At 36.6% G+C, this 22,645-nt stretch carries 36 protein-coding genes and 1 pseudogene; 1 reads left to right on the top strand and 36 read right to left on the bottom strand.

All coding sequences use genetic code 11. The features are described 5' to 3' along the window. Positions 1-145: 145 nt before the first annotated feature. Complete coding sequence (locus tag V7138_RS10985) at positions 146-589, top strand: hypothetical protein (RefSeq protein ID WP_335397021.1); 444 nt, start codon at positions 146-148, stop codon at positions 587-589. A 76-nt stretch (positions 590-665) separates the two neighbouring features. Here V7138_RS10985 and V7138_RS10980 read toward each other — a convergent pair whose 3' ends face one another. The 36 genes and pseudogenes from V7138_RS10980 to V7138_RS10805 all read right to left on the bottom strand — a co-directional run bounded on the left by V7138_RS10980 (position 666) and on the right by V7138_RS10805 (position 22,527). Then, entirely contained in the window at positions 666-1,139 is a 474-nt protein-coding gene (locus V7138_RS10980) for a hypothetical protein (RefSeq protein ID WP_335397018.1), read from the bottom strand. A gap of 63 nt (positions 1,140-1,202) precedes the next feature. Further along, positions 1,203-1,391 carry a PspC domain-containing protein gene (locus V7138_RS10975; protein ID WP_335397016.1) on the bottom strand — a complete coding sequence of 63 codons (189 nt, stop codon included), beginning with the start codon at positions 1,389-1,391 and terminating at the stop codon, positions 1,203-1,205. A 68-nt stretch (positions 1,392-1,459) separates the two neighbouring features. After that, on the bottom strand, positions 1,460-2,236 hold the full coding sequence (locus tag V7138_RS10970; protein ID WP_335397012.1) for a TerC family protein: 777 nt from the start codon (positions 2,234-2,236) through the stop codon (positions 1,460-1,462). Between the two features lie 142 nt (positions 2,237-2,378). Further along, entirely contained in the window at positions 2,379-3,158 is a 780-nt protein-coding gene (locus V7138_RS10965; protein ID WP_335397008.1) for an alpha/beta fold hydrolase, read from the bottom strand. 27 nt (positions 3,159-3,185) lie between these two features. Then, complete coding sequence (locus V7138_RS10960; RefSeq protein ID WP_335397005.1) at positions 3,186-3,701, bottom strand: hypothetical protein; 516 nt, start codon at positions 3,699-3,701, stop codon at positions 3,186-3,188. A gap of 15 nt (positions 3,702-3,716) precedes the next feature. After that, positions 3,717-4,157: a hypothetical protein gene (locus tag V7138_RS10955; RefSeq protein WP_335397002.1), complete on the bottom strand. Its 441-nt coding sequence runs from the start codon at positions 4,155-4,157 to the stop codon at positions 3,717-3,719. A 12-nt stretch (positions 4,158-4,169) separates the two neighbouring features. Next, positions 4,170-4,490 (bottom strand): hypothetical protein, encoded by a 321-nt coding sequence (locus V7138_RS10950; protein ID WP_335396999.1) that lies wholly within the window; start codon positions 4,488-4,490, stop codon positions 4,170-4,172. A 112-nt stretch (positions 4,491-4,602) separates the two neighbouring features. After that, positions 4,603-5,145 carry a histidine phosphatase family protein gene (locus tag V7138_RS10945; protein ID WP_335396996.1) on the bottom strand — a complete coding sequence of 181 codons (543 nt, stop codon included), beginning with the start codon at positions 5,143-5,145 and terminating at the stop codon, positions 4,603-4,605. 161 nt (positions 5,146-5,306) lie between these two features. Beyond that, on the bottom strand, positions 5,307-5,804 hold the full coding sequence (locus tag V7138_RS10940) for a GNAT family N-acetyltransferase (RefSeq protein WP_335396994.1): 498 nt from the start codon (positions 5,802-5,804) through the stop codon (positions 5,307-5,309). Between the two features lies 1 nt (position 5,805). After that, complete coding sequence (locus V7138_RS10935; RefSeq protein WP_438824342.1) at positions 5,806-6,225, bottom strand: GNAT family N-acetyltransferase; 420 nt, start codon at positions 6,223-6,225, stop codon at positions 5,806-5,808. Positions 6,226-6,270: 45 nt separating this feature from the next. Next, entirely contained in the window at positions 6,271-7,092 is an 822-nt protein-coding gene (locus tag V7138_RS10930; protein WP_335396991.1) for a glycerophosphodiester phosphodiesterase, read from the bottom strand. Positions 7,093-7,230: 138 nt separating this feature from the next. Continuing rightward, on the bottom strand, positions 7,231-7,386 hold the full coding sequence (locus V7138_RS10925; protein WP_335396989.1) for a hypothetical protein: 156 nt from the start codon (positions 7,384-7,386) through the stop codon (positions 7,231-7,233). Positions 7,387-7,405: 19 nt separating this feature from the next. After that, the gene (gene phoU / locus V7138_RS10920) at positions 7,406-8,065 is read right to left on the bottom strand and encodes a phosphate signaling complex protein PhoU (protein ID WP_335396986.1); all 660 of its coding nucleotides are present in this window, start codon (positions 8,063-8,065) and stop codon (positions 7,406-7,408) included. 15 nt (positions 8,066-8,080) lie between these two features. Continuing rightward, a complete protein-coding gene (gene pstB / locus V7138_RS10915; protein WP_335396983.1) occupies positions 8,081-8,911 on the bottom strand; it encodes a phosphate ABC transporter ATP-binding protein PstB in 831 nt (276 codons plus the stop codon). Between the two features lie 268 nt (positions 8,912-9,179). Continuing rightward, positions 9,180-10,064, bottom strand: coding sequence for a phosphate ABC transporter permease PstA (gene pstA / locus V7138_RS10910; RefSeq protein WP_335396981.1), 885 nt, complete (start codon positions 10,062-10,064; stop codon positions 9,180-9,182). A gap of 2 nt (positions 10,065-10,066) precedes the next feature. After that, positions 10,067-11,005 (bottom strand): phosphate ABC transporter permease subunit PstC, encoded by a 939-nt coding sequence (gene pstC / locus V7138_RS10905; protein WP_335396979.1) that lies wholly within the window; start codon positions 11,003-11,005, stop codon positions 10,067-10,069. 53 nt (positions 11,006-11,058) lie between these two features. Beyond that, on the bottom strand, positions 11,059-12,015 hold the full coding sequence (locus V7138_RS10900) for a PstS family phosphate ABC transporter substrate-binding protein (RefSeq protein WP_335396976.1): 957 nt from the start codon (positions 12,013-12,015) through the stop codon (positions 11,059-11,061). Between the two features lie 182 nt (positions 12,016-12,197). Continuing rightward, the gene (locus V7138_RS10895) at positions 12,198-12,710 is read right to left on the bottom strand and encodes a DUF4352 domain-containing protein (protein ID WP_335396973.1); all 513 of its coding nucleotides are present in this window, start codon (positions 12,708-12,710) and stop codon (positions 12,198-12,200) included. A gap of 134 nt (positions 12,711-12,844) precedes the next feature. After that, positions 12,845-13,159 (bottom strand): hypothetical protein, encoded by a 315-nt coding sequence (locus V7138_RS10890; protein ID WP_335396970.1) that lies wholly within the window; start codon positions 13,157-13,159, stop codon positions 12,845-12,847. 96 nt (positions 13,160-13,255) lie between these two features. Beyond that, positions 13,256-13,435 (bottom strand): hypothetical protein, encoded by a 180-nt coding sequence (locus tag V7138_RS10885; RefSeq protein ID WP_335396967.1) that lies wholly within the window; start codon positions 13,433-13,435, stop codon positions 13,256-13,258. Between the two features lie 67 nt (positions 13,436-13,502). After that, positions 13,503-13,865: a hypothetical protein gene (locus V7138_RS10880; protein WP_335396964.1), complete on the bottom strand. Its 363-nt coding sequence runs from the start codon at positions 13,863-13,865 to the stop codon at positions 13,503-13,505. 108 nt (positions 13,866-13,973) lie between these two features. Continuing rightward, positions 13,974-14,531 carry a histidine phosphatase family protein gene (locus tag V7138_RS10875; protein WP_335396961.1) on the bottom strand — a complete coding sequence of 186 codons (558 nt, stop codon included), beginning with the start codon at positions 14,529-14,531 and terminating at the stop codon, positions 13,974-13,976. A gap of 21 nt (positions 14,532-14,552) precedes the next feature. Then, a complete protein-coding gene (locus tag V7138_RS10870) occupies positions 14,553-15,101 on the bottom strand; it encodes an AAA family ATPase (protein ID WP_335396959.1) in 549 nt (182 codons plus the stop codon). Between the two features lie 166 nt (positions 15,102-15,267). After that, positions 15,268-15,762, bottom strand: coding sequence for an NUDIX hydrolase (locus V7138_RS10865; protein ID WP_335396958.1), 495 nt, complete (start codon positions 15,760-15,762; stop codon positions 15,268-15,270). A 280-nt stretch (positions 15,763-16,042) separates the two neighbouring features. Beyond that, a complete protein-coding gene (locus tag V7138_RS10860; protein WP_335396955.1) occupies positions 16,043-16,261 on the bottom strand; it encodes a hypothetical protein in 219 nt (72 codons plus the stop codon). 158 nt (positions 16,262-16,419) lie between these two features. Further along, positions 16,420-16,899 (bottom strand): annotated as a pseudogene (locus V7138_RS10855) (NUDIX domain-containing protein). A gap of 16 nt (positions 16,900-16,915) precedes the next feature. Beyond that, the gene (locus tag V7138_RS10850) at positions 16,916-17,275 is read right to left on the bottom strand and encodes a hypothetical protein (RefSeq protein ID WP_335396952.1); all 360 of its coding nucleotides are present in this window, start codon (positions 17,273-17,275) and stop codon (positions 16,916-16,918) included. A gap of 39 nt (positions 17,276-17,314) precedes the next feature. After that, positions 17,315-17,803 (bottom strand): hypothetical protein, encoded by a 489-nt coding sequence (locus tag V7138_RS10845; RefSeq protein ID WP_335396950.1) that lies wholly within the window; start codon positions 17,801-17,803, stop codon positions 17,315-17,317. A 16-nt stretch (positions 17,804-17,819) separates the two neighbouring features. Continuing rightward, a complete protein-coding gene (locus tag V7138_RS10840; protein WP_335396947.1) occupies positions 17,820-18,170 on the bottom strand; it encodes a hypothetical protein in 351 nt (116 codons plus the stop codon). Positions 18,171-18,268: 98 nt separating this feature from the next. Beyond that, positions 18,269-18,652 (bottom strand): hypothetical protein, encoded by a 384-nt coding sequence (locus V7138_RS10835; RefSeq protein ID WP_335396945.1) that lies wholly within the window; start codon positions 18,650-18,652, stop codon positions 18,269-18,271. 444 nt (positions 18,653-19,096) lie between these two features. Continuing rightward, positions 19,097-19,438, bottom strand: coding sequence for a rhodanese-like domain-containing protein (locus tag V7138_RS10830; RefSeq protein ID WP_335396942.1), 342 nt, complete (start codon positions 19,436-19,438; stop codon positions 19,097-19,099). A gap of 15 nt (positions 19,439-19,453) precedes the next feature. Continuing rightward, positions 19,454-19,720, bottom strand: a complete 267-nt coding sequence (locus V7138_RS10825) for an adhesin (RefSeq protein WP_335396939.1) — start codon at positions 19,718-19,720, stop codon at positions 19,454-19,456. Between the two features lie 82 nt (positions 19,721-19,802). Continuing rightward, positions 19,803-20,597 (bottom strand): class I SAM-dependent methyltransferase, encoded by a 795-nt coding sequence (locus V7138_RS10820; protein WP_335396936.1) that lies wholly within the window; start codon positions 20,595-20,597, stop codon positions 19,803-19,805. Positions 20,598-20,626: 29 nt separating this feature from the next. After that, entirely contained in the window at positions 20,627-21,397 is a 771-nt protein-coding gene (locus tag V7138_RS10815; RefSeq protein WP_335396933.1) for a serine hydrolase, read from the bottom strand. Positions 21,398-21,697: 300 nt separating this feature from the next. Beyond that, entirely contained in the window at positions 21,698-21,964 is a 267-nt protein-coding gene (locus tag V7138_RS10810) for a hypothetical protein (protein WP_335396930.1), read from the bottom strand. Positions 21,965-22,023: 59 nt separating this feature from the next. Then, positions 22,024-22,527, bottom strand: coding sequence for a GNAT family N-acetyltransferase (locus V7138_RS10805; RefSeq protein ID WP_335396928.1), 504 nt, complete (start codon positions 22,525-22,527; stop codon positions 22,024-22,026). Between the last annotated feature and the right edge of the window lie 118 nt (positions 22,528-22,645).

Genomic DNA, 22,645 nt, shown 5'->3' with positions numbered 1-22,645 from the left:
CGTGGCATCCGCCGGAGGCTTAAACTTTATTCAGTATAGTGTGAACCGGACACTAAAATTATAGCTCTAATTTACATTCAATCAACAGATAAGGATGTTTCGTTGAATAAAGTTTATACTATCATATCATTCGAGGTATCTAATTATGAAACAATCTACCGTTATCAAAGCAACCATTACTGATGTATTTGATTGCCTTTCAACTGCTAAAATGCGGGAAATGTGGTTTCCGAACGTGACTTCTATTCGTTATTCGAACCCAATGGAAGAGGCGAAAGCAGGAGCATCCTTTCAGCTGGCGGCGGCGGAAGGTAAGGAGCATGTTTCGTTACAGGGGAGAAATAAGGATGTCACTCGCCCCACATTCTTCGCATTCGAAGTTGAATCACAAACCTATCTTATGACATTTTCGTATCGTTTGGGGCAACAGGGAGAGCACACTTTGGTACAGCAAGAGTTTAAAACCAAATATCATCGCCCTGTTATGAATATCGTCGATAAGCTTTTTAAAAGCTCCACGAAACAGACTGGTGAATATGTTTTAAAAAGTTTAACGGAATTTTGTGAAGCTAGGGTAAGAGTTGAATAGGTCTACCCTTCTTTTCTTACCTAGCAGGACTTTTTGAATTTCCTATTGCATCGATTACCGTTCGGCTACTACTTAATCATTTTTCATCATATTTTAATTCGATACTTTCCTCTTTCCCATTCCATTTTACGGTTGTTTCTAAGATACTTTCTTTGCTTTGTATAGGTTCAAAGTCCATATCTTTTGGAATATGTGTAGTACTACCTGTTGCACCGGTGTGGCTAAAAATTCTTCCTACTTCAATCACTTCTCCCTCTGAAGCTTCTACTGAGGCACGACCATTTTTATACAAGAATTCAACCTGTTGACCTAAATCTGATTCAGCCCCAATGTAATGCAATTTTAGCGTTTCTAGATTTTCGTACTCAACTTCATATTGATCATCAAATTCTTTACTATTTCTAAATGTTATCATTGCAGTTTCAATCCATTCTACAGACCAATTATCACTAGTCCCTTTAAAGGCCTGATGGTATCTCTTTGTTGTATGGCAACCAGTTAAAACGCCCACGAAAACAGATAGAATCAAAAACATGCTGATTAATCTCATGTGCAATCCCCCAATCACCATATTAATAAACCCAGTACTATAAACTGTTAACAACAAATAAAATCAATATAGTGACCTTGAGCTATCTGACATCGTGTTAGCAAGAATAATATAGATTAATAGATTCACAGGTGGTAAAAGAAGAAAGATAAGTCTTACTGCAAATGAAGATATTCCGAAATACTCGGCGATGCCACCGCAAACTCCCATTATTGACCTATCAGTTGAAGACTTTCTTAATTTTTGGTTCAATCCATCCCCTCCCATTTTTAGAAAAAAGGTACTTTTCTTCCAAGAAGAAGAAGAGTACCTTTTACACATTATGAGGCTTTATTATTTGAATGTTTATTATTACTTGGTGCAAACCATCCTAATAGGGCAATCCCCACTAATACTCCATAGAAAATGATGGACCAAACGGTACTATGAGGAAAGTCATGATCTAGGATCCCAATATCCTTATGCGCAAGGGTAATGACAGCTAGTTTGACACCGACCCAGGCTACAATGGCATAAGCGGTTGTTTCTAATGCAGGACGTTTTTCGAGAAGCTGCACAAACCAGGTTGCAGCAAATTTGATTAGGATTAAGCCGGCAATACCGCCAAGTACTACGACAATAAATTGACCTCCATCCATACCACCAAAATCACCTAATGGGGAATCAGGAAGACCAAGTGCAAGTGCAACCGCAGCTAAAATTGAATCAATTGCAAACGCAAGGTCAGCTAATGCAATTTTCCCGGTTGTTGGCCAAAAACCCTTACCAGCCGCTTCCTTTTCGTCGTCCTTATGAATATTCTTATTGTCTTTTCCGAATTTTGCCTGAATCACATGCTTTAAGCCTAAGTAAAGGAGATAAAGTGCTCCTATCGCCTGTATTTGCCACACGTTTGCAATAAATGAAATGGCGAAAAGTGCACCGAACCGGAATACAAAGGCCATAATAATTCCGTAATTTATTGCTCTTTTTTTCTCATCTTCTGGTAAATGTCTGGCTATAACTGCAAGTACAAGGGCATTGTCAGCTGATAGCAAACCTTCTAAGCCGATTAAGATTAACAAAGCCCAAGCATATTCTAGCCATATTGTCTCCATCCATTTCGCTCCCATCATAACTAAGAATGTCATTCGAAAATATAGCTACTATTAGATTTTCCTTTAATAAAAGAGCTATCCTTTCATTTTTAAAAGGTTGTAATTACCAAAATAACAGTCAATTCAAATCCCCTGAATAAAGCTAAAGCTTTAATAAAAAATTATGAACAATTCCATTAAATACTTTTGGCTGACAAAGATTACTTGGGTCAAAAGAGTCTTCGATGATCCGCAATTCTGTATTTGTAATATCACTTATTTGTTTCATCATTTGAATGCCTAATTTAGTATGGTTTCCAACTATACATAGAATAGGTTTGTTCAATGTTTCTAAAGCTTTATTAAATTTAATATTATTTATCGCTCTTCTTTGAAGAATTGTTTCTTCCTTTCTCAAATTCAGCATAACCTTTTCCATCTCTTGACTAGCTAATATCCAATTTTTGTAGGATGCTTTTGTTAATTTTGCTAGCCATTTTTTAGGCATTTGCAATACCCACGTTTGATTAGCACCAAACATCGCAATACGTTTTTGTAAGGAGTCAATGGTTGTATCACAAAAACTGTCCGAAATTACTATTGCTTTAACAATATCAGGATAAGTAATGGCGAGTTTTTGAATTAATACTCCACCATATGATACTCCTACAAATATTGCTTGTTCTATCTCCAATGTTTGTAAAAGTTCTTTAATATCTTCCATCTGTTTATCCAACACTTTATCTACGCTACAATCTAACTTTCCAGATTTTCCGTTACCTCTTAAATCAATTAGGATTACTTTGAAAAATTTTTTGAAATATTCTACTTGAGGATTATACATTTCAGAAGAAGCTCCTAAGCCGTGAATAAATACTAACGGCTCACCTTTACCATCATACTCATAATATATCTCAGTTTCGTCTTTCACTTTAAAATACATGGCCTAATTTTTTTCCTCCAATTAAATTTAATACACAATATAGTCCGCGCCATCCTTAAAAAAATCCGCGATCCAAATAATTCCCATAAAGAAAACCCATACTAGTAATGGAATGGCAAGGCTAATGAAAGCTTGACTCCATTTATATTGATTGTACTTTTTTTGTAGTATGCGATCTATTATAAAATACAGGATTGCTGCGCTTAAACTTACCCATTGGAGAATGGAACCGAATAGTAAATGAAAGATCAAGGAAAAATACGGCTCCGACCTTTTCATCCTATTTTTTGCAATGAGTCTTGAAAGGAAGTCGCTTATGATTGATGTTACCGTTCCGTAAACAAAGATAACAGGAAAACTATACATGAGGTAGAAGGGCACAGATAGTGTGAAGTTCCAGAAATATTCTTTTATGGAGTTGATTTCATCCCCAAATAGGCTTGAAAGAAATATCCCGAATAAGACTGCAAATAGAGAGCCTGTGATGGATGCTGTAATTAGTTTTCTTGGTAATATTTGATTTATTTTTTCAATCAAATTCATTCCACCCATCCAAAATTACCTTTGTTTTGAGCGTAACACAGTTATCCCGACCAATACAATTACAAATATTCCAACAACCGACCAAAAGTTAAAGTTCATTAGCACATTTTTAAAACCAAATGCAGCATCGTGGACATAGTCTGCTTTTACATAGTGGCCATCATCTGTTTCAACTGCAATAGCTTCATTAATAGAGATACCCTCAATTTTAAAATAACGGGTTCCTATCTCATAATAATTTGATGCATTTCCATAATAGTCCCCACTATACTCATCAGCTTTAGTTTCCACTTTACCAATTTGTTTTCCTAACTCGGTTTGTTGTATGGGCATTTCTTTGTTTACCTCGTATACCTTCCCATCATGAACAACAAAGGTATACGCCCAACTAAGAGCTCCAGCAGTGGTTGAAGTTAGTAATAAAGATAAAATAGCTAAACAAAGAATATTTTTCATATTATTTCTCCATTAATTCAAAATTCCTACATAATACAAAACAAAATACATTCCAAAGCAAAGAATAGAACCTACTAAAAAAGGACTGATGTTTAAGGTCATCTTTTCGTACTGTGGTTTGTAGCGTCCTAATAACATATCAAAAACGGCCGCTTGGCTACTTTTCGATAAGACATCCCCAGTAGAACTCATTAAAAAAGCAAATACAATGAATATGCAGGAGCCAAGGAACATGGTATTGACGAGGTTTGTATCCAAAAACAGCGATATACCGAAAAGTACACTTAACTCTATAACTAAAACTAAAAAGACAAGAATGATATACTTTTTCAAGGAACCAACTCCCTTCTCTATACATTTACGCATGAGATTATCAGAGGTTTCAGTATTTTTACCATTTTTTTCTTCCACGTAAAAATAAGCGCTGACCTTTCAAGATCAACGCTTACAAGACCCAAATTCGTTCTAGTGACATTTGATGATCAATTGTTAACTTGTAAACATCAGGATTGCTAAGTGTGGCCCATTGCTCAAATCCAAAGTTTTTATCATAATGGTTTAATAACAATGACATTAAGCCACCATGTGTGACTATGATTGTATTTGCAGCATCACTTTTTATCACATCATCGACAACTTCAATGATTCGGTTTGCAGCTTCTTGGCTAGATTCTCCGCCTTCATATGAAAGGTCAAAATCCTCATACGTAGCTCTTAATTTTTCAAACCAATCTGGCATATTGATTGAACTTAATACACGTTCAGCTAGTTGAGGATTTGTTTCAATCTTGATATGTAATTCATTTGCGAGTGGCTCTATCGTTTGCATAGCCCGTTTGAATGGACTTGAGATAATTTGATCAACTTTCTTATTTTCAAAAAACGCAACTAAATCAATCGCTTGTTTTTGACCTTCTTCGGTTAGGGGTGCGTCTGGTGCCTGCCCCTCTGCTTTACAATGCCTGATAATATAGATATTTTTCAACATTATCACTCCAGTTTAAGATTAAATTGGTTCTTCCACTTCCCTGACAAGCAACCACTTTCCATGCTCAACATATTAGCTCTCCCCTTATAGGACGATTTCATTTGTATGTTTAATTCCACAAAAAAAGTGTGATTCCTGCTTGGAACATCACACTTTCGTCATCATAAAAGCCTAGACATATAGTATTCATCAACAAATACACCATCGATTAACAGGGAATGCCTTTTTGTGCCTTCGATTTCAAATCCCATCTTTTTATACAATGATAAACCTGCCACATTTTGAGTCACAACAGTTAACTCCAAACGATGGATTTGATGGGTTAACGCCCATTTTTCCAGTTCATTAAATAATTGGGTGCCGACGCCTTTTCCTCTAGCATCCGACAAGATTCCTATAACGATGTAGACTGAATGTTTGTTTCGTCTTGCGTGGCCACCAATCGCCATTAAAAACCCGATCAAACGACCTTCTTCTTCAGCAACTAAAATTGTTGAGTTCTCTTCTGAATTAATTCTTTCTATCATTTTTCGTTGCTGGTCAGGACTTGCTTTTCTTTCACCCGCTTCCCACAACATATAATCTGAGGTTGTTTCCACTTGCTGGGTGAGCCTCACGAATTCTTCCGCATCTGCAGGTATAATCTCTCGAACTAACACTCTACTTCCCCCCTAACATCTTCTCCATGATGACATAGGATTTACCGCCTTTTATAAAAGTTTGGTTGGTTTCAGTTAAGCCAAACTTTTTATAAAAATCTACCTTATTCTGCCTAGCATTACACCATATCTTTTTCAGGCCGCGATTCTCCGCTTCCTTTAAGACATGGTCTAATAATCTGCTTCCGTACCCCTTACCTTGTTCATGCTGAAGTGTTGCAAACTTACGAAATTGAGCTTCTTTATGAGTGATAAAAAGGGAGATAACAGAAATCAGCTTGTCCTCTTCAAAAAGACCGAAATGAATTCCCACATCATCCTCTTTTATTTTGATGTAATCAAAGTCCTTTTCAGGCCACATGACTTTATGTCTGACTTCCCACGTTTCTTCTTTATTAATTGTTGTTATCTTGATTCCCATGTTCCCCTCCTCGTTGTTAGACAAAGGGACAGGTACATTGCCCCATCATAATCCCTTTGTATAAAGGATATAATCTGTAAAATACCCATCCACTTGAAGTTCCCTCACCCGGCTTTGTTCTCTTTTTTGGGTCTTCTTGTTCGTAAAATAGACATGTACCTTTTTCCCGTTGTTGTGCAATTTTTCTACAATTCGTTTCGTAACGTCGCTAGATTCTATACCTATAATAGGGTAGCTTGATGAAAGAGCATGATTTAAATCAAATTTCCCCTTTTTAAACAAATGTGCAAGCGGAAGATCCGGTGCTAACGATGTAATTTTTTCTAGACTTTTAGTTGAGAAGGATTGAAAGACTACTCTTTTATCATCAAGTAAGTGATATTCGTTTAAGAGTTCAATTAATTTCTCCTCCATGGCTAACTGATTATTCACGAGTCTCGTTTCAATATAAAAATTCTCGGTATCAGAAAACTCATCCAAAATTTCACGTAAACTTGGGATTTCCTCTGATACCCTTTCGCCATCGAAAGTCGAAACCGTCTTGAAGTTTTTCAGTTCCTCCAACGTATAATCAGAAACCTTGCCCTTTCCGTTCGTCGTTCGATCGATGGTATCATCATGCATGGCCACGAGTTCACCATCTTTTGTCATCCGCAAATCAATTTCTAAATAATCAATTCCATCTTCAGAAGCAATTTTATAGGCTGTTAATGTATGTTCATTGAAACGATCATTTGCTCCTCGATGTGCAATAATCAAAGGCTCCCTAGCTACCGCTGGTTCTTCCTTTCGTTCCACCATAGCTAAGGCAATCGTTGCAAATCCAAGGCTGATTAACAATGTAAGAATTATATATCTTTTTATCAAACTCGATCTTCCTAACGTTTTTTATGATTTAGAAATAATAAACAAAGATTAGTTTTATTATATGATAACAAATATTATATATTGAAATGTAAAGTAAAATAAAAAATGCTCGATTACCCAAGCATTTTTTACGCATTACTATTTATTTTCTTTATCCAAATTCTCCACGACAAGTGCTCTGTTATTATTCGTTATGAGAGAATCGACGTCAAAGGAATCATTATCTTCCTCTCCATTGAGTATTTGGTTTATCTTTATGTTCGCTGATTCAGCTTCTGATTTCCTGTCCTTCATTGCGCCACCTCCTGATTCGCTATTGATTTAAATCATATCTTTTCCCTTTTATTAAATAGAGGGTACTTTCTGAAATGTTGGTCGAGTGATCTGCAACTCTTTCGACATATCTGCAAATAAATAACAACTGAGTAATTTGTGGATTGTACTCTGGCTTTTGAGTCATTAGCTCTAATAATTCCTTAATCAGTCTTCCGTATGCCTCGTCTACTTCGTCATCCTCTTTTGCAACATTTTTAGCAAGTTCAATATTCTCTTCACTATATGCTTTTAGAGAATCAGATACCATTTTACTTGCTACCTCTGCAATACGCGGTATTTCTTCGATTGGTTTAATTAGTTGATTCGTTCCAATTCGGATAACTGATTTGGCTATATCAACGGCTAAATCTCCGACTCGTTCAAGATCTGAGGAAATTTTAATCGCAACAATCACTCTTCTAAGGTCAACTGCGACCGGAGCTTGCTGCGCAATTAACAAACTAGCTTTATCATTAATTTCCTCTTCCATGTTATTTAGATGAATGTCATTTTCGATGATTTTTAACGCCTTGTCCACATCTTGATTTTTCAACGATTCGATTGCTTGTTTAATTGCTGCTTGTGCCTGATTACCTAATTGTATGATCATTTCTTTTAACTCATTTAACTCTGCTTGAAACGTCGCTCGTACCGTCACGAAATTACCCCCTATTTATCCGAAACGACCAGTGATATAATCCTCTGTTTCCTTTTTATCCGGGTTCGAAAACATCTTGCTTGTATCCGTAAACTCAATAACTTCACCACTTAAGAAAAATGCGGTTTTTTCTGAGATTCTTGCAGCTTGTTGCATATTATGTGTCACAATGATGATGCTGTAATTCTTTTTCAATTCTTGAATCAAATCCTCTACTTTTAAAGTAGAAATGGGATCAAGTGCTGAGGTTGGTTCGTCCATTAAAATGACGTCAGGTTCAATCGCCAAACATCTCGCAATACAAAGACGCTGTTGTTGCCCCCCCGACATTCCATAAGCATTTTCTTTTAAACGATCTTTAACCTCATCCCATATAGCTGCACCACGCAGGCTTTTTTCCACGATTTCATCTAACACTTTCTTATTGCGAATCCCATGAATTCGTGGTCCATAAGCGATATTATCATAGATTGATTTTGGAAAAGGATTTGGTTTCTGAAATACCATTCCCACATTGGTTCTTAAAGCTTCAACAGGGTAGGATTTATCGAAAATATTCTTCCCATTGTATAAAATTTCACCTGACGTACGAACAATGGGGATTAATTCAACCATTCTGTTTAACGTTTTAAGGTATGTCGATTTCCCACATCCTGAGGGACCAATAATTGCCGTTACCTCATTTTCCGCTATTTGAAGATTAATTTCCTTTAATGCCTGGTCTTCTCCATACCATAAGTTCAAATTCTTTGTATCATATACAATTTTCTTATTTGTATTTGTTTCCTCGGACTTTTTATTGATTCCTTGAACAAACTTCTGTTTTTTTTCAGTTTCAACTGGCATTTGTTTTTCTCCTCCAGTAGTATAATCAAATGAGCCTTGGCTTATTTGCGCCCGATTTTTAGGCCCACACGAGGTGGGTCACAAAGACGTTGCCACAGGATGTGGCGTTATTAGTCTTTGATCCTATGCTCGAAAAATTTCCTTTAAAAAATCGAGGCATCCGCCGGAGGCTTTAACTTTATTCAGCAAGGCTTGCACCACAACTGAATTTTATAGTCTTATGCATTTACCCCACCACTTATAGAGGTGGAATTTCTGCTGAATAAAGTTAATACCTTTTTTGAAATTTATTTCGGATGATAACTGCAATAGAGTTCATTATCAAGAGTATTAAAAGTAGGATTATTATTGTTGCAGCTGCTAAGTTTGCATATTCTGCCACCAAAGCTGCGTCTAATGTCCAATAATAAATTTGTATTGGTAACACTGTAAATTTGTCGAAAATCGTATCCGGAAATGGAATTAACAACGCAGGGATGCCTATTACAGTCAGTGGCGCTGTTTCACCAACTGCGCGTGATGAAGCTAATATTACACCTGTTAAAATTCCGGGTATGGCAGCAGGAAGTACCACTTTTTTTATCGTTTGCCATTTTGTTGCCCCTAATCCATAGGACGCTTCCCGTAAAAATTGGGGAACCGCTCGGAGTGCCTCTTGGCTTGCCACCACAACAATAGGAAGCACAAGCAGCGACATGGTAAGACCACCTGCAAGAACAATATTGCCGAGTCCCATCATTCTTACAAAGACAGTCAACCCAAGGATACCAAAAACGATTGAAGGAACACCCGCTAAATTTGCAATATTCGTTTGAATAAAGGTTTGTAACCTACCTTTTGTTGCGTATTCCTCTAAATAAATCGCAGTACCTATCCCAAGAAACATCGTTACTGGTGCAACAACAACCATCAGCCAAACTGTACCTAAAATGGCCCCCATAATCCCTGCTCTATCTGGATCTGTAGATAATTTACTGGTTATAAAATCTAGATTAATCCAGCCAAGCCCATCAGAAATCACTTGATAAAACAACAATACTAGAACAACTAGTCCTAATAATGTAGATAAAAGAAAGATGATTTTCGTAATTCGATTCGTAACGAGTCGAGCACCCATCTTTTTCTGTACTTGCTCTGCATCCACATATTTCATGATTAATACCCCTCCCTAAACTTTTTAGAGATATATTGGGCAATAAGATTCATAATCAACGTAAATACAAATAACGTTATGGCAACAGCATATAAGCTATAGTATAAAGTTGATCCTGCCGCTGCTTCTCCGCCTGTTACCTCAACAATATAAGCGGTCATTGTTTGCATGGATTGAGTAACATCAAAGGTAAAATTTTTTGAACTACCGCTCGCAATGGTGACAATCATTGTTTCACCGATTGCTCTGGATATTCCGAGTACAAAGGATGCGATAATTCCAGAAATCGCAGCCGGGATGACAACACGCCATGTTACTTCGAGCTTTGTTGCCCCTAGCGCTAAAGCTCCCTCCCTCATTGCATTTGGCACAGAGCTCATCGCATCTTCAGAGAGAGAGGCAACCATCGGAATAATCATGACCCCCATTACAAGACCTGGACTTAGAATATTTGTCGATTCTAATCCGGGAATAAACGATTGCAATAAAGGAGTAACAAAGGTAAATGCAAAGAATCCATATACAATGGTCGGTATTCCCGCTAGTACCTCCAACAATGGTTTTAATATTCTTCTAACCCCTTCTGATGCATATTCACTTAAATAAATAGCTGACATGATTCCAATCGGGATCGCAACAAGCATGGCAATCGTTGAGGAAATAACAGTACCGGTTAATAATGGCAGAATCCCAAATTTCGCGTTCGCCCCCAGCGGCTTTAATTCGGTCCCAGTAAAAAAATCAAGGAAGGGTACATCTCTAAAAAAATGCACCGCTTCACTTAAAAGGGTATATAGGATTCCAATTGTCGTAAGAATTGAGATGATTGCGATAATAAACAGGATTCTGGGCATTAACTTTTCAGTTACATTGTTAAAGCTTACTCTTTTTTGTTTTTCTTGAATCATCTCTCTTACACTTAATTCCTTTTGATTTCCCATTTCCTTACCTCCCTTTCACACAGGCATATAAAGAGAAAACCCGTTCCAGCCAATTACTGCTGTTTTAAGCCTTCCAAATAATCAACAGATGCCTGAAGTTCCTCTGCTGGTAATGGTGCAAAACCTGTTTCCGCTGCAGCTGTTTCTGCATTCTTCATCGCATAGATCGCAAAATCTAGAACCTGCGGCTTCTCTTGAGCATTTCCCTCGTTCAAATAGGTAAAGACAGGACGAGTAAATGGGGCATATGCACCGTCTTCTTTAATCGTGTCAAGTGATGGTTCTACCGGACCATTACCAAAATCAATTTTTATCGCATTCAATTTATCCGTGTTGCTTGCATAGTAGCCATATCCAAAAAACGCAATGGCATTTTTATCTTTTGTTACCAAGTCCACTAAGGTCGCATAATCTTGCTGCAGATTAATCCCTGCTACAAGATCCTGCTCTTTCATGATGGTTTCCCAAAAGAATTCGTATGTACCATGGTTTTCGTTTGGACCATATCTTTTTATCGGTTCGTTAGGGAATCCTTCTCGAACATCTGACCAATTCTTTTTACCTGCACTCGCAAGGAATATGTCCACGACTTCCTGTTGTGTAAGCTCTGTTGCCCAATCATTTTCCTTATTAACGACAATCGTTATTCCATCTAGAGCAACCTTTAATTCCTTCACTTTTATACCTAGTTCCTCGGCTTTGGTTAGCTCCTCTTCTTTTATTTTTCGTGAAGCATCATTGAAATCTGTTCCGCCACCTTCAACCAGGAACTTTTTGAAGCCAGCACTTGTCCCAGCTCGACTTACCTCAACCGACACGTTCTCCTGTTCATTAATCATGTAGTCTTCAGCAAGCCTTGACATTAACGGAAAAACAGTTCCTGACCCATCAATTACGACACTACCCTCTAATCCTCCACCAGTACCATTATCGTTTCCTCCACCACATGCACCTAATATTAAAAGTACTATTGCCATCATAATGATGTTTATCGTTCTCCAACATTTCATTTGAATCACCCTATCTATTTTTTTCTCTCTCTTACATTTCCCACTGAAAAGGTAATTTATTAAAACAGCATAAAAAAAGACATAGCCAGGTTCTCTTTCATTTGAATGAACGCCTCTGTAAATAAAAAGAAGCATTGATCATCTTAAGATCAATGCTTCCTTTTAACTAGATATATCCGTTTTTATTGAAAATCATCGGGGGTTAGACTCCATTCAAGTTTGTTAGGATCTGTTTTTGCACCGAGCAAAATTTTATATGTTTCAGATTCTCTCGCATCAAATATAATTTCACCCGTTACGGAATCCCCATCCTTAATCTCTCCTGAAATCTGAGTACCAAAACTGAATTCTTTTCCGGCTGCAACATTGTTCCAGTTCACGACATCATCAACAAAAATTTTAAATGGTAATACTTTTTCTATATTTACCGTTGTTGATGATCTGCTTGTTACGGTTGCATTTGCAACAACGTATGTACCTCTTAGTGCCTTTTCACCATCTTCTCCTGACTCAAGCTTAATACTGTTAATCGTTACCTCAAACTCACCTGAATTGGTTTTGAAAAGGCCGGTTTCACCTATTGTTAAGGTTCCATCCTCACTGATTCCGTCTCCTCCAGTTTCTGAACCTCCGCCACACGCACTGACTACAAGCATCAACAAAACGAGTACAGACCAAAGACAAAATTTTTTCATCCCACAGACCCCCTTTTTATATATAAAAAATTGTTAATATTCAGAAATATTATACCAAAAGTCTTACGTGAATGAAAGCTATTCCATACCATTTACAACTAAAAAATGACTTAAAAAAGACTTTTCTCAGAAACTTACTTTACTTTAATAATATCTAATTTCTTGCTAGTAGAAATCAAATCTATCGTGTGTTTTCCCTTTGTGTATGTTACAGAAGCACCGTCTCTTTCTCCCTTGACCCAGTCGTTTTTCGCTAGAACGAATTCATAACCGAATGGGATTCCATTTTCTTCAGAGGCCTTTAACCAATCATAGCTTTCTGATTGGTTACTTTTTTGAACTAATTCAGCATTTTTAGGAATTGGAAATCCGTATAATTCTTCTGATGGCTCATAAAGCGATAATGTTATGAAATAATAACCCACCCCAACTCCTATCAAAAGTGTCATAAAAGCTATTACCCAACCAACTTTTTTCTTTATTGTAATCACCTCATTCTTATAAACGCTTATATCCCCTTTTAAAACCTGATTTTGTTAAACTTTTTAGAGACTTGCAAGATAGCTGTACATTAATGCAAAGATAAAAATAAATGTTAAGACCGGTCCTAAAACATCTTGGTTATGAGTGCTTTTTCCATGCTTTAAATTCTTTAAAAATGTAGTAAAATTAATAAACCATAGAACTCCTAATATTGGTATGACAAACAAAAGCATAAATACCATAGATTAGTCCTCACCTTCCAATTTGCAGAAATGTTTTCAGGCAATACTTTTTTGTAAATCTTATCTCTCAACTTTCCAGAATGATAATAGACACATTTTCCAAACCAATCGTAGCATCTTTATCTACTTTAATTACAAAGGTTCTAGGCAATGCATCAGCCGTACACGAACCACCTTTATGTTTAAAATAAAAATTAAGCTCTTGTTTATCATCATCCACGGTTATATTTTTTAATTTAAATGGACAACCGCTTGATTCATGCATACTTACAATGTAATATTCATACGTGTTGAAATCCCCTTTAGGTGGTTTCTTCTTCATAGAAAAGTAATCCCAAGCCTCTGTTAATTGTTTGGCATTCGTGACTTTTTGTACCACTGAATGCATATTGGCCGGAGCCGTCTGTTCACTAGCGATGACTTTTCCCAATTCAGAAGAACACCCTACTAAGAGCACTATAAAAATGGCCCACAAAAATAAGTATTTCAAGGTATTGGCACCATCCTATTTGTTCTTGATTGTAGTTTTCTTACCGCCTTACCCCTGCCAGACTCGCTTCATTTCCATTACTTTGTTATTTTCAAAAGAGAGCTTATAAATGTCGGGCATATGAAGTTCACTCCAAAACGAAAAATCATATATCTTATCAAAGTAATTCATAATCAGCACCATCAAATTACCATGAGTTCCGATAACGATATTGTTTCCTTGGTGGCTTTCTAGTACCTTACTAGCTGCCTCGACGCCCCGTTTCTGAGCGATAAGATTGGATTCCCCACCTTCCCACGAAAAGGTTTCGTCCTCCCAAACTTTTCGAATGGCTAAATTAAAATCTTCTACAGGGCCTTCCGATAACTTTCTTTCTTTAAAATCGTCTATGAGGATTACGTTTTGATGAATGGAATCCGCAACACCTTCCACTGTTTGAATCGCTCTTTTATAAGGACTTGAGATAACTATATCTATCTCTTCTTTTGTTAGAATGCTAGTTACTCTTTGTGCATCAGCCTTGCCTCTTTCAGATAGAGGTCTTGTGTATTCTTCGGGGGTGTAGATCGAATGGGCATGACGTACAAGATACAAATTTGTTCGCAAATAGGCTACTCCCTTCTCTTTTCAAATCTCTCCCTTGTAATCCTTAAAATAATCAGTATTTAATGTATGTTTTAATGCATTCCCGTCTTTCATAATTAAAATCTTATCTTTATAAACTTCATACTTACTCAGAAAATTAGGTTTGCCCACCTCTTCAAAATGGCGGTTCCATTTGAACATTTTAAAGAATATTTTCCAGGTTGGTTTGTAATTTGAATGTTCCAGCCGAAGTTTTTGTTTCAAAAACCTTTTGATGATTCGATATGTCCGGGTTGGATAGCTGGGATCTAGAAAGATTATTAAATCAGCATGATTAAAACTGCTAGATACCCACTCTTCGTTATGGACACCTTCAATGATCCAACTCTTAGATTGAAGAATCGTATTGAGATACTCTTCTCTCTCTTTTTCGGTTCTCTTTATGTCTCCAGCCTCATCTCTTATCCAGACAACATTGTCGAGTTCATAAAATGAGATATTCAACTTTGAAGATAATACTTTTACGAATGTTGTCTTACCGCTTCCAACCGAACCAATAATGTGTATTCGCTTCGGGATTTCTTTTTCCAAATTCAACCACCTGCCATGATATGTATATTCGATATCGACAGGATTTTTCCTTTTTCTTCTGAGAAATATTGATATGTACTGAATAGAATAAATGGTATACTTCCTCCAGCTTATTTCTTTAAACAACAAAAAAGCGTTAATCATTAGATTAGCGCTCTATTATCACTTATTTTAAAACAGGTTCGACTAAGGGTATTCTTGAGAAATCCACAACATCGTCCCCATCGTACACAAATCGATGTTCATAATTTGTTTCGTCATTTAGAATTTCGTGTAAAAAGTATTTTACGTTCGCCAACCCTACGTTTTTGGGATGTAAAATCCAGGATAAGTCTTTCCAATCTAAAATACCTTCATCCGTTTTAAGTGGTGTCTTGTATTCGTAAGCCTCTGGCAGCTCTGCTATATAAGCGTACATTCCGTCAAAATAAGAATGCGTTGGGTTCGTCCAGGTAATATTTCCTTTATGTACTACGTTTTGAGGTGCCATTTCAATACCCGTTTCTTCTCTTATTTCTCGAATGATACATTCAAATGGAGTTTCACCTTCCTCAACCTTACCTCCCACACCATTCCAGATTCCCATCCACTCAGGGGACTCCCGATTGAGCAGCAATATTTTATTTCCTTGTTTGATAAAACAAATCGTATATGAGTACATCAAAATTCCTCCGTGTAAATAAACTCTAGTAATTATTTCCACAAACATTACACTAATCCTTTAATGATTTTATTCCTTAAAAATAAAAATCACCATAACCCTAAATTTAAGGCAATAGTGATGAATTTTTCCTTTATATTCATGATAATGTTGGGAGTTCTTTTGAAGGAATTTTATTGTTGCTTTAACCGTTCCAGTTCTGTTTCTACATTAAAAACCCGTTTATTTAAAACTTCTGTTTTATTTTCGAGATTTTTGTTCATCCGCTCTAGCATCGCAACTATATCTTGAGGCTACTTAGCTCAATACGATGAACAGCCTCCTTCACTTCTAATATTTCAGTTTTTACTGTTGCTAGATCAACTTTTAATTCAGTTTTTACTGAAGTTACTTCACTTTTTAATACAGTTCTAACTGCTGATATTTCATTTTTCATATGTCTTATTTCATGTCTTATCGCATCTTGCCCTGTTAATATCTGCTTTAATAATTCTTCCATCCCAACACTCCCCATTTCCTCTTTAAATTGTATCATGGCCTAGTCCATTATCAAGTTACAATTTGTGTAAGGACTATTTATTAAAGGGGGATATAGTGAAAACTTATAAACATATTTAGGGTATTAGTTTTATATTTTGGTACTTTAATAGCAAGCGTCTAATGCCAATCATCTTCTGATATTAAATGTTCTTCGATTATTTCCACATTTCTTTTATCAGTGACGTAGTTAAGAAGTTGCTCTTTTATATTTGGGTATAAAACGATTTGATGTAATTCAGATAATGGAATCCATTTAACACCCGTTTGATTTGGATCCGGATTGCTAGGAAAATTTGGTGTGGAGTCGTCCTTTATTTTACACTCAAATAATAGGGATAATGAATGTATTTCACCATATTTATTGGAGTTTTAATGAGGGGCATATTCGTATACAAACGCTAATGGACCGACCTCTACATCAATTGCTGCTTCTTCCATCGCTTCTCTTTGAACCGCTTCAACTACTGTTTCGTTTGGCTCTACCCCACCCGATGGCAAATTATAATGGAGACCTTTTTCGTCCCTAAATTCAACTAAGAGAATGGAATTGTTCTCGATTATAACTGCACCCGCTCTTACTCGTATATGATAGGTCATGACAGAATCCTCTCGATTAATTTTCTCCAACTACTATTTCAAGTAACACCTTCGAGTCTTCCTCATTGAGATGAACGTATTTATAGCTGCCGCTAACTAATGTCAGACTGTTGTTATTTACCCAAATTTCATATAGGACTGCCTTTGCCTCAGTGTTGGGATTTTTAAATTGGAATATAAATCGATAATCAGCTGGCCTTTCCATTTCAACTTTGGCTTTTTCCCAATCCGCATGATCAACTATCATTTTTGCCTTTTGAACTTGCTCGTTATTAGTAATTTCCTTGTAGTCCTCATAATTATTATCATTGCCTGTTCGTTTTTGAATTTTTATATATTGTTCATCGCTAAAACACCCGGTCATCACAAAAATCATTATGAATAAGATAGCCTGTTTTATACCCTTTCCCCCTTGCTAAAGCTTTGTGTATAGTAGATCTTTATCCCTCTCATATGAAAATTGCGTCTCATCAAATCCATTGAAAACTGAAAAATAACTTGAGCCCATTTGGAACCCAATGCCATGAAGGGATCCTGGAGAAGTTTCTATTATTTCAATTTCCTTTATTTGTTTTCCAAGATTGATAGATAGGTCTTCAACTCTATTCTTTTCCCACACTAGATGTAATTCTTCACTACCGTACCAATTTAGTTTTTTCTTTATATCTATTTTATTCCACGTTATTGAAAAACCATCCTTGAATGAACAAAGCTCTACCTGTTTTCCTCCAATTCCTAAAATAACAGGACAATCCGCCCAAATCTCTCCATCCGTTGCTTCATGAACAGTCCAGATTCCCTCGAGTTTTGTGCCTATTAATATTCGCAAATGTTGTGCATGCTGTTTTATTAATTCCGTTGTATCCGAAAAGAAGTTTGGTTCATAATTTTTAATTCCTAACATAGTCAACCTCGTAATATTAATTTTCAAAGGAAGAACAGAGGCTACGTAACGTATGCAGCCTGCCAGTTAACATAAATAAATCGTTGTAGTTCCGTTCCGCATATTCCTCAATAACATCCAATCCTTTTTTCACATCTTCGACTAATAGATGTGTGTACTTTTCATTCCATGAAAAGCGGTTGATTCTCCGTAGTTCCGCTGCATTCAATAGGAGTTTATATTCTTCGGTTAATAGCTTGACCTGATACCATTTATCGGGATTTTCCACGTAGCTTTTATGTTTATTATCATAGTTTTCCTGAACGAATTGGATAAAACCATCAATCTGTTCGGCTAGCATCGTCGCAATCCGCATCTCATAACTCATTGTGCCCTCTCCCCTCTGATACATGACTTAAAATCAGGAGAACCTATCGTAAGTAAATATATGTTTCTATAATTTAATCATGAGGGATTTCGCCTTGTTTAGCCTTCAGCAAGAACTAAATAACGTTTCACCACATTCTCATATTTCACGATTAATATATCGTTCCGTTCTTTAGTTGTATAAATTTTTGCACCTAGTGGTAAATAATTCGCTGCACCGTCCGTAAAATCCTCTGCGTTTGTTGCTTTAAATTGAATCTCACCAATTTGTTCATTTTCGGTCAGATCAAGTTCATCTACCCACTCAATATTTGTTTTGTATATGCTGCTATCCCATTGAAAAATATCAGCTTTATTGTCCAGCCTCAAAGTCTCTTCGGCATCAGGGTTTTTACTTGTCGTAACTGTAACCGAATCTGCTTGATTACACCCAGCTAGTAGACAAAACAATAACGCTAATAATAAAAAGCCTTTTCTTTTCAAATGAAACACCCCTACAATTAGACTATACATTTTCAGAGAAAGTTACATTTATGAAAAAGGCGATTGCCTTCATCTTAGCAATCGCCATCACCGATTAGTGCGTTTATGGTATACCGTTTAACGTTTTACAGATTGGTGATATGCCGTTTATGCTGTTTCCGGTATATCATTTATCGTTTTGCGACTAGGCAATATACCGATTACACTGTTTGCGGTATATCATTTATCGTTTTACGAATAGGTTGTATACTGATTATGGTGTCTGCGGGATATCACTTATCGTTTTACGATTAGGCAGTATACCGTTTACGCTGTTTGCGATATATCATTTGTCGTTTTGCGACTAGCTAGTATACCGATTATGGCGTTAGCAGTATATCAATTGCCGTTTTGCTGCCTGCTGGTATTCCATTTACACGGTTTGCATATCAACTTTCGGTTGTCTTATCTCGTTTTTAAATATTCCTTCCACGCAGTGATGCCACCTTCTAAAACGGCAACTTTGTATTCGTGCTCTGAAAGGATGTTTGCACATTTGGTTGCAGAGTTTCCTGTTGTACATGTTACGACTATTTCTTTTTCTTTTGGCAGAGAATCAATCATCTCATTCTTATCTTCCTCAAGTTTAAAAAACTCGGTTTTATGTATATTTTGACTCTCGATATTGGGACCTTCTATATGAAAATCATTGTATTTATCCTCTGCTCTTACATCTAAAAGGACGACTTTTTCTTTCTCGTTCATTTTTTGATATAGTTCTTCAGGTGTAATCTTTTTAAGGGGCATTTTATGTTCCTCCTTTTACGAATAACTTCCTGGGCCTTTTAAGACCAATCCAACACCATTTTCATTTTCTTCTTTGTCTAACGTTAAGATTTCGGTTCCTGTTACACTTGGATCGAAAGCTATTTTTATTCCTTTAATTGTTTGAACACGGTCAAATTCATGTGGCTCATCTATTGCAAGAGCAATTTGCGGCCCACTATTTTCGCTTGGGATGGTGTAAAGACGAATTCCCACCGCACCCGACTTTTCCAACAATTGCTTAGCTTCGTCAGTTATGTACATCGTGATACCCTCCTATCCATCTATATTTATTATAATTGTATTTCCTCGTATACCCAAGTACTGTGAAAAAAACAAGCATCTTTTATTCCATTTCATCTTGTTTTCGAAACCGTAAAATAAGTACAGGCGGAATCTCAGTCCATTCAAATTTATTGGATTCATTTTGGAAGCTTGGTTCTTCTATACCGTCTAATAAAAAATTTGATTCGAAAAATAGATTCAGATAATACGATAAAGGACGATGAAACATAAGATGCGGGATAGATTGGCCTTTTATGCCAATCGCTTTGTAGGGTTCTGGTGTGAGATAGTTGGATATCTGGACGCTATTCGTCGTGACCACATTTCCATTCCTGTCTTCGGTTTCCGTAATTTTTCGGACACCGGGTGGTTGGAAGCAAGGATGAGTGATTGAAAATACGAATACACCATTTGGTTTTATCATTTTATGCAGGGATTTTACTAATGGGGCGATATCCGCAATATCCATTAAAGCCATATTGGCGACGGCGCTATCAAATTTTTCATTTCCTAGTTCGGACATTTGCTCGTAACTTGTAGCATCCACAACTCTATACTCGATTTGCTCACTGTAAGCCTTCGTTCTTATTTTTGCTCGTTCAATCATTTTGGCAGAGTAATCAAATGCCACAACTTTTGCTCCTAATTCAGACAATCTCTTCGAAAAATTACCATTGCCACACGCAATATCTAAAATGGTCTGGCCATCTTTTACATTTAATAGTTTTTCTGTATAGGGGCGGATTAGTTCACGATGAAATCGATTGCTCTCCTCCCCCATGTAATCATCCCAATGTTCCGCATTCATTTCCCATCTCTTCTGCGAGTCTTGAATAAGGTCCTTCCATTCACTCAATGGGCATTCTCCTTTCAATCAGCTATATTTTATTGCATGTCCCCTTGATTAAAATATTTATTATAAATTAATTTCATAGTTTCAATTATTTTTTCATCAGCCAATTTTTCTTGGTAGCGATTGGGGAGGTTCTTTGCACCTAAAACATACAATAATGGATATTGAGTGAATTCACCTATAATCCCAATGTCGACGATTAGGTCTTCTAATCCTCCAGTCATGTGATTTAACAAATGGTGCGGAATACCATCTATTTCCCCCCGTTGCCTAACCAGACCGTTAATAACCGGAAGCCATAACTCCGGATTATTTTGATACCCTTGATATACTCCACATAAGAGCTTCATTAGCTGGTTCAATTCTCCGTGGTTATCTGAACTTCTGGGATCTTGAGTGATATTGATTCTATTAAAATATGATTTTATTTTTGTATTAACCTTTTCCCATCCACCCAAATATTCAACGATAGTATTTGCAAGTGTATGATCGTGGCAAGCTATCATTACTTCAATAGCATCTTGAAGGGCTAGGTTCTCTCTACTTTGAAAGTGAGGATATAGCTCATTGCTATCTTCGTTTGGATCAAAATTAATATTTGCTACGATGTCATTCCATTTACAATGTCCTTCTTCCACTATTTTTGTTACACAGAAGGCAATTGCAACTTTTGCCGATGAAGCAAGTGGTACTACTAATCTCTCATTATGTGAAAATACAATATCCTGTTTTACCTGTGAGTAGATAATCATTCCCACTTCACCTGATTCTATTTCGTTTAATTTTTCAAGGATATTCAGCATTACAAACTACTCCTTTTTATTTGATTTAAAGTACCTCCATATTTTTACAATACATATTAAAATAGCCAATAGCAACGATTAAAAATGGTTTCAAAGGGGGAATAGTTTCGATGGAATAGAGAGGATCGAGCACATATGACCAGGAGGATTTTTTTACAAATTATATGAAACGAAGGGACAGGAAGGATAGTCCTAATAATGCAATCGAAGGTCTGGTCATCTATGATCTCGTTGGTAATTTTTAACATAAAAGCATTCTCGATTTAGGTTGTGGAGATACCTCATTTGGTAAGGAATTATTCAATCTGTAAAATGTTTAACTGCTTCCCATTTATATTCTGGATCATCATTATTGGCTTTTTTCCATACTTGACCGCTGTTTGTTTCAACTAAATACATCCAACCATCGGTAACAATTAACTCATAATTTTCATTTGAAGAAGTACTTGGATTTGGAACTGATAGACCTACATTATTAATAGCATCTGAAATTGTTTTAGATGCTATTATTATACTAATACTTAAAATAACTACTGAAAAGAATAGTAAGAGTCCCTTTTTGTCCATTTTTATCTCCCTTTTCTTCTAAGGATCCAAAACGTCTTTTACTAAGCGAACTATTGTATCTAAAGATCACACATGTTCCAAACCACTTCTCCTTTCTCATCCCATGTACTATGGTGGCGAATAAAACCAATCTTTTTAAGAACTCGAAGAGAAGCATTGTTCCAAGAACGCACAGTTGACCAAAGACGCTGACGTCCAGTGGCGACCGCAGCTTCTACAATTGCCGATGCGGCTTCCGTCGCATAGCCATTTCCGTGGACTCTTTGAAACAGTTCATAAGCAATTTCCGGCTCCTCTAATGTAGAACGACCGATGATTAACCCGCAATATCCAATAAAGTCTCCTTCATCTTTGCGTCGGATTGTGAGAAGACTTATTCCATTTTCCATTGCTCTTTCACGAAAACTAATCACTTTTTTGTGAGCTGCTTCAAGAGTTGGCTTAGCAACTCCCCGTTCCCCAACAAGTTCCCGGTACCACGATGCATCTGATTCCTCCCACATCCTTAAGTAAAGCCTTTCGGTTGTTAATTCAAAATTCATTGGCGAGAATCTATTTGTCATTTTCTAACCCCCCTTCTCAAATCATGATATTCTTACGAGGATCATTTTATTTTACATGTTAGTAAAAAAGAACATACTAGGCACATTTCTTCTATTGGGGTAATAAAAACACTCCCGC

Origin of the sequence: Bacillus sp. JJ1533, assembly GCF_036965045.1 — a bacterium.
Taxonomy (GTDB): domain Bacteria; phylum Bacillota; class Bacilli; order Bacillales; family Bacillaceae_L; genus Ferdinandcohnia.
The sequence above is the reverse complement of the archived record's forward strand: the minus strand, read 5'-3'. Positions and strand labels throughout refer to the sequence as shown.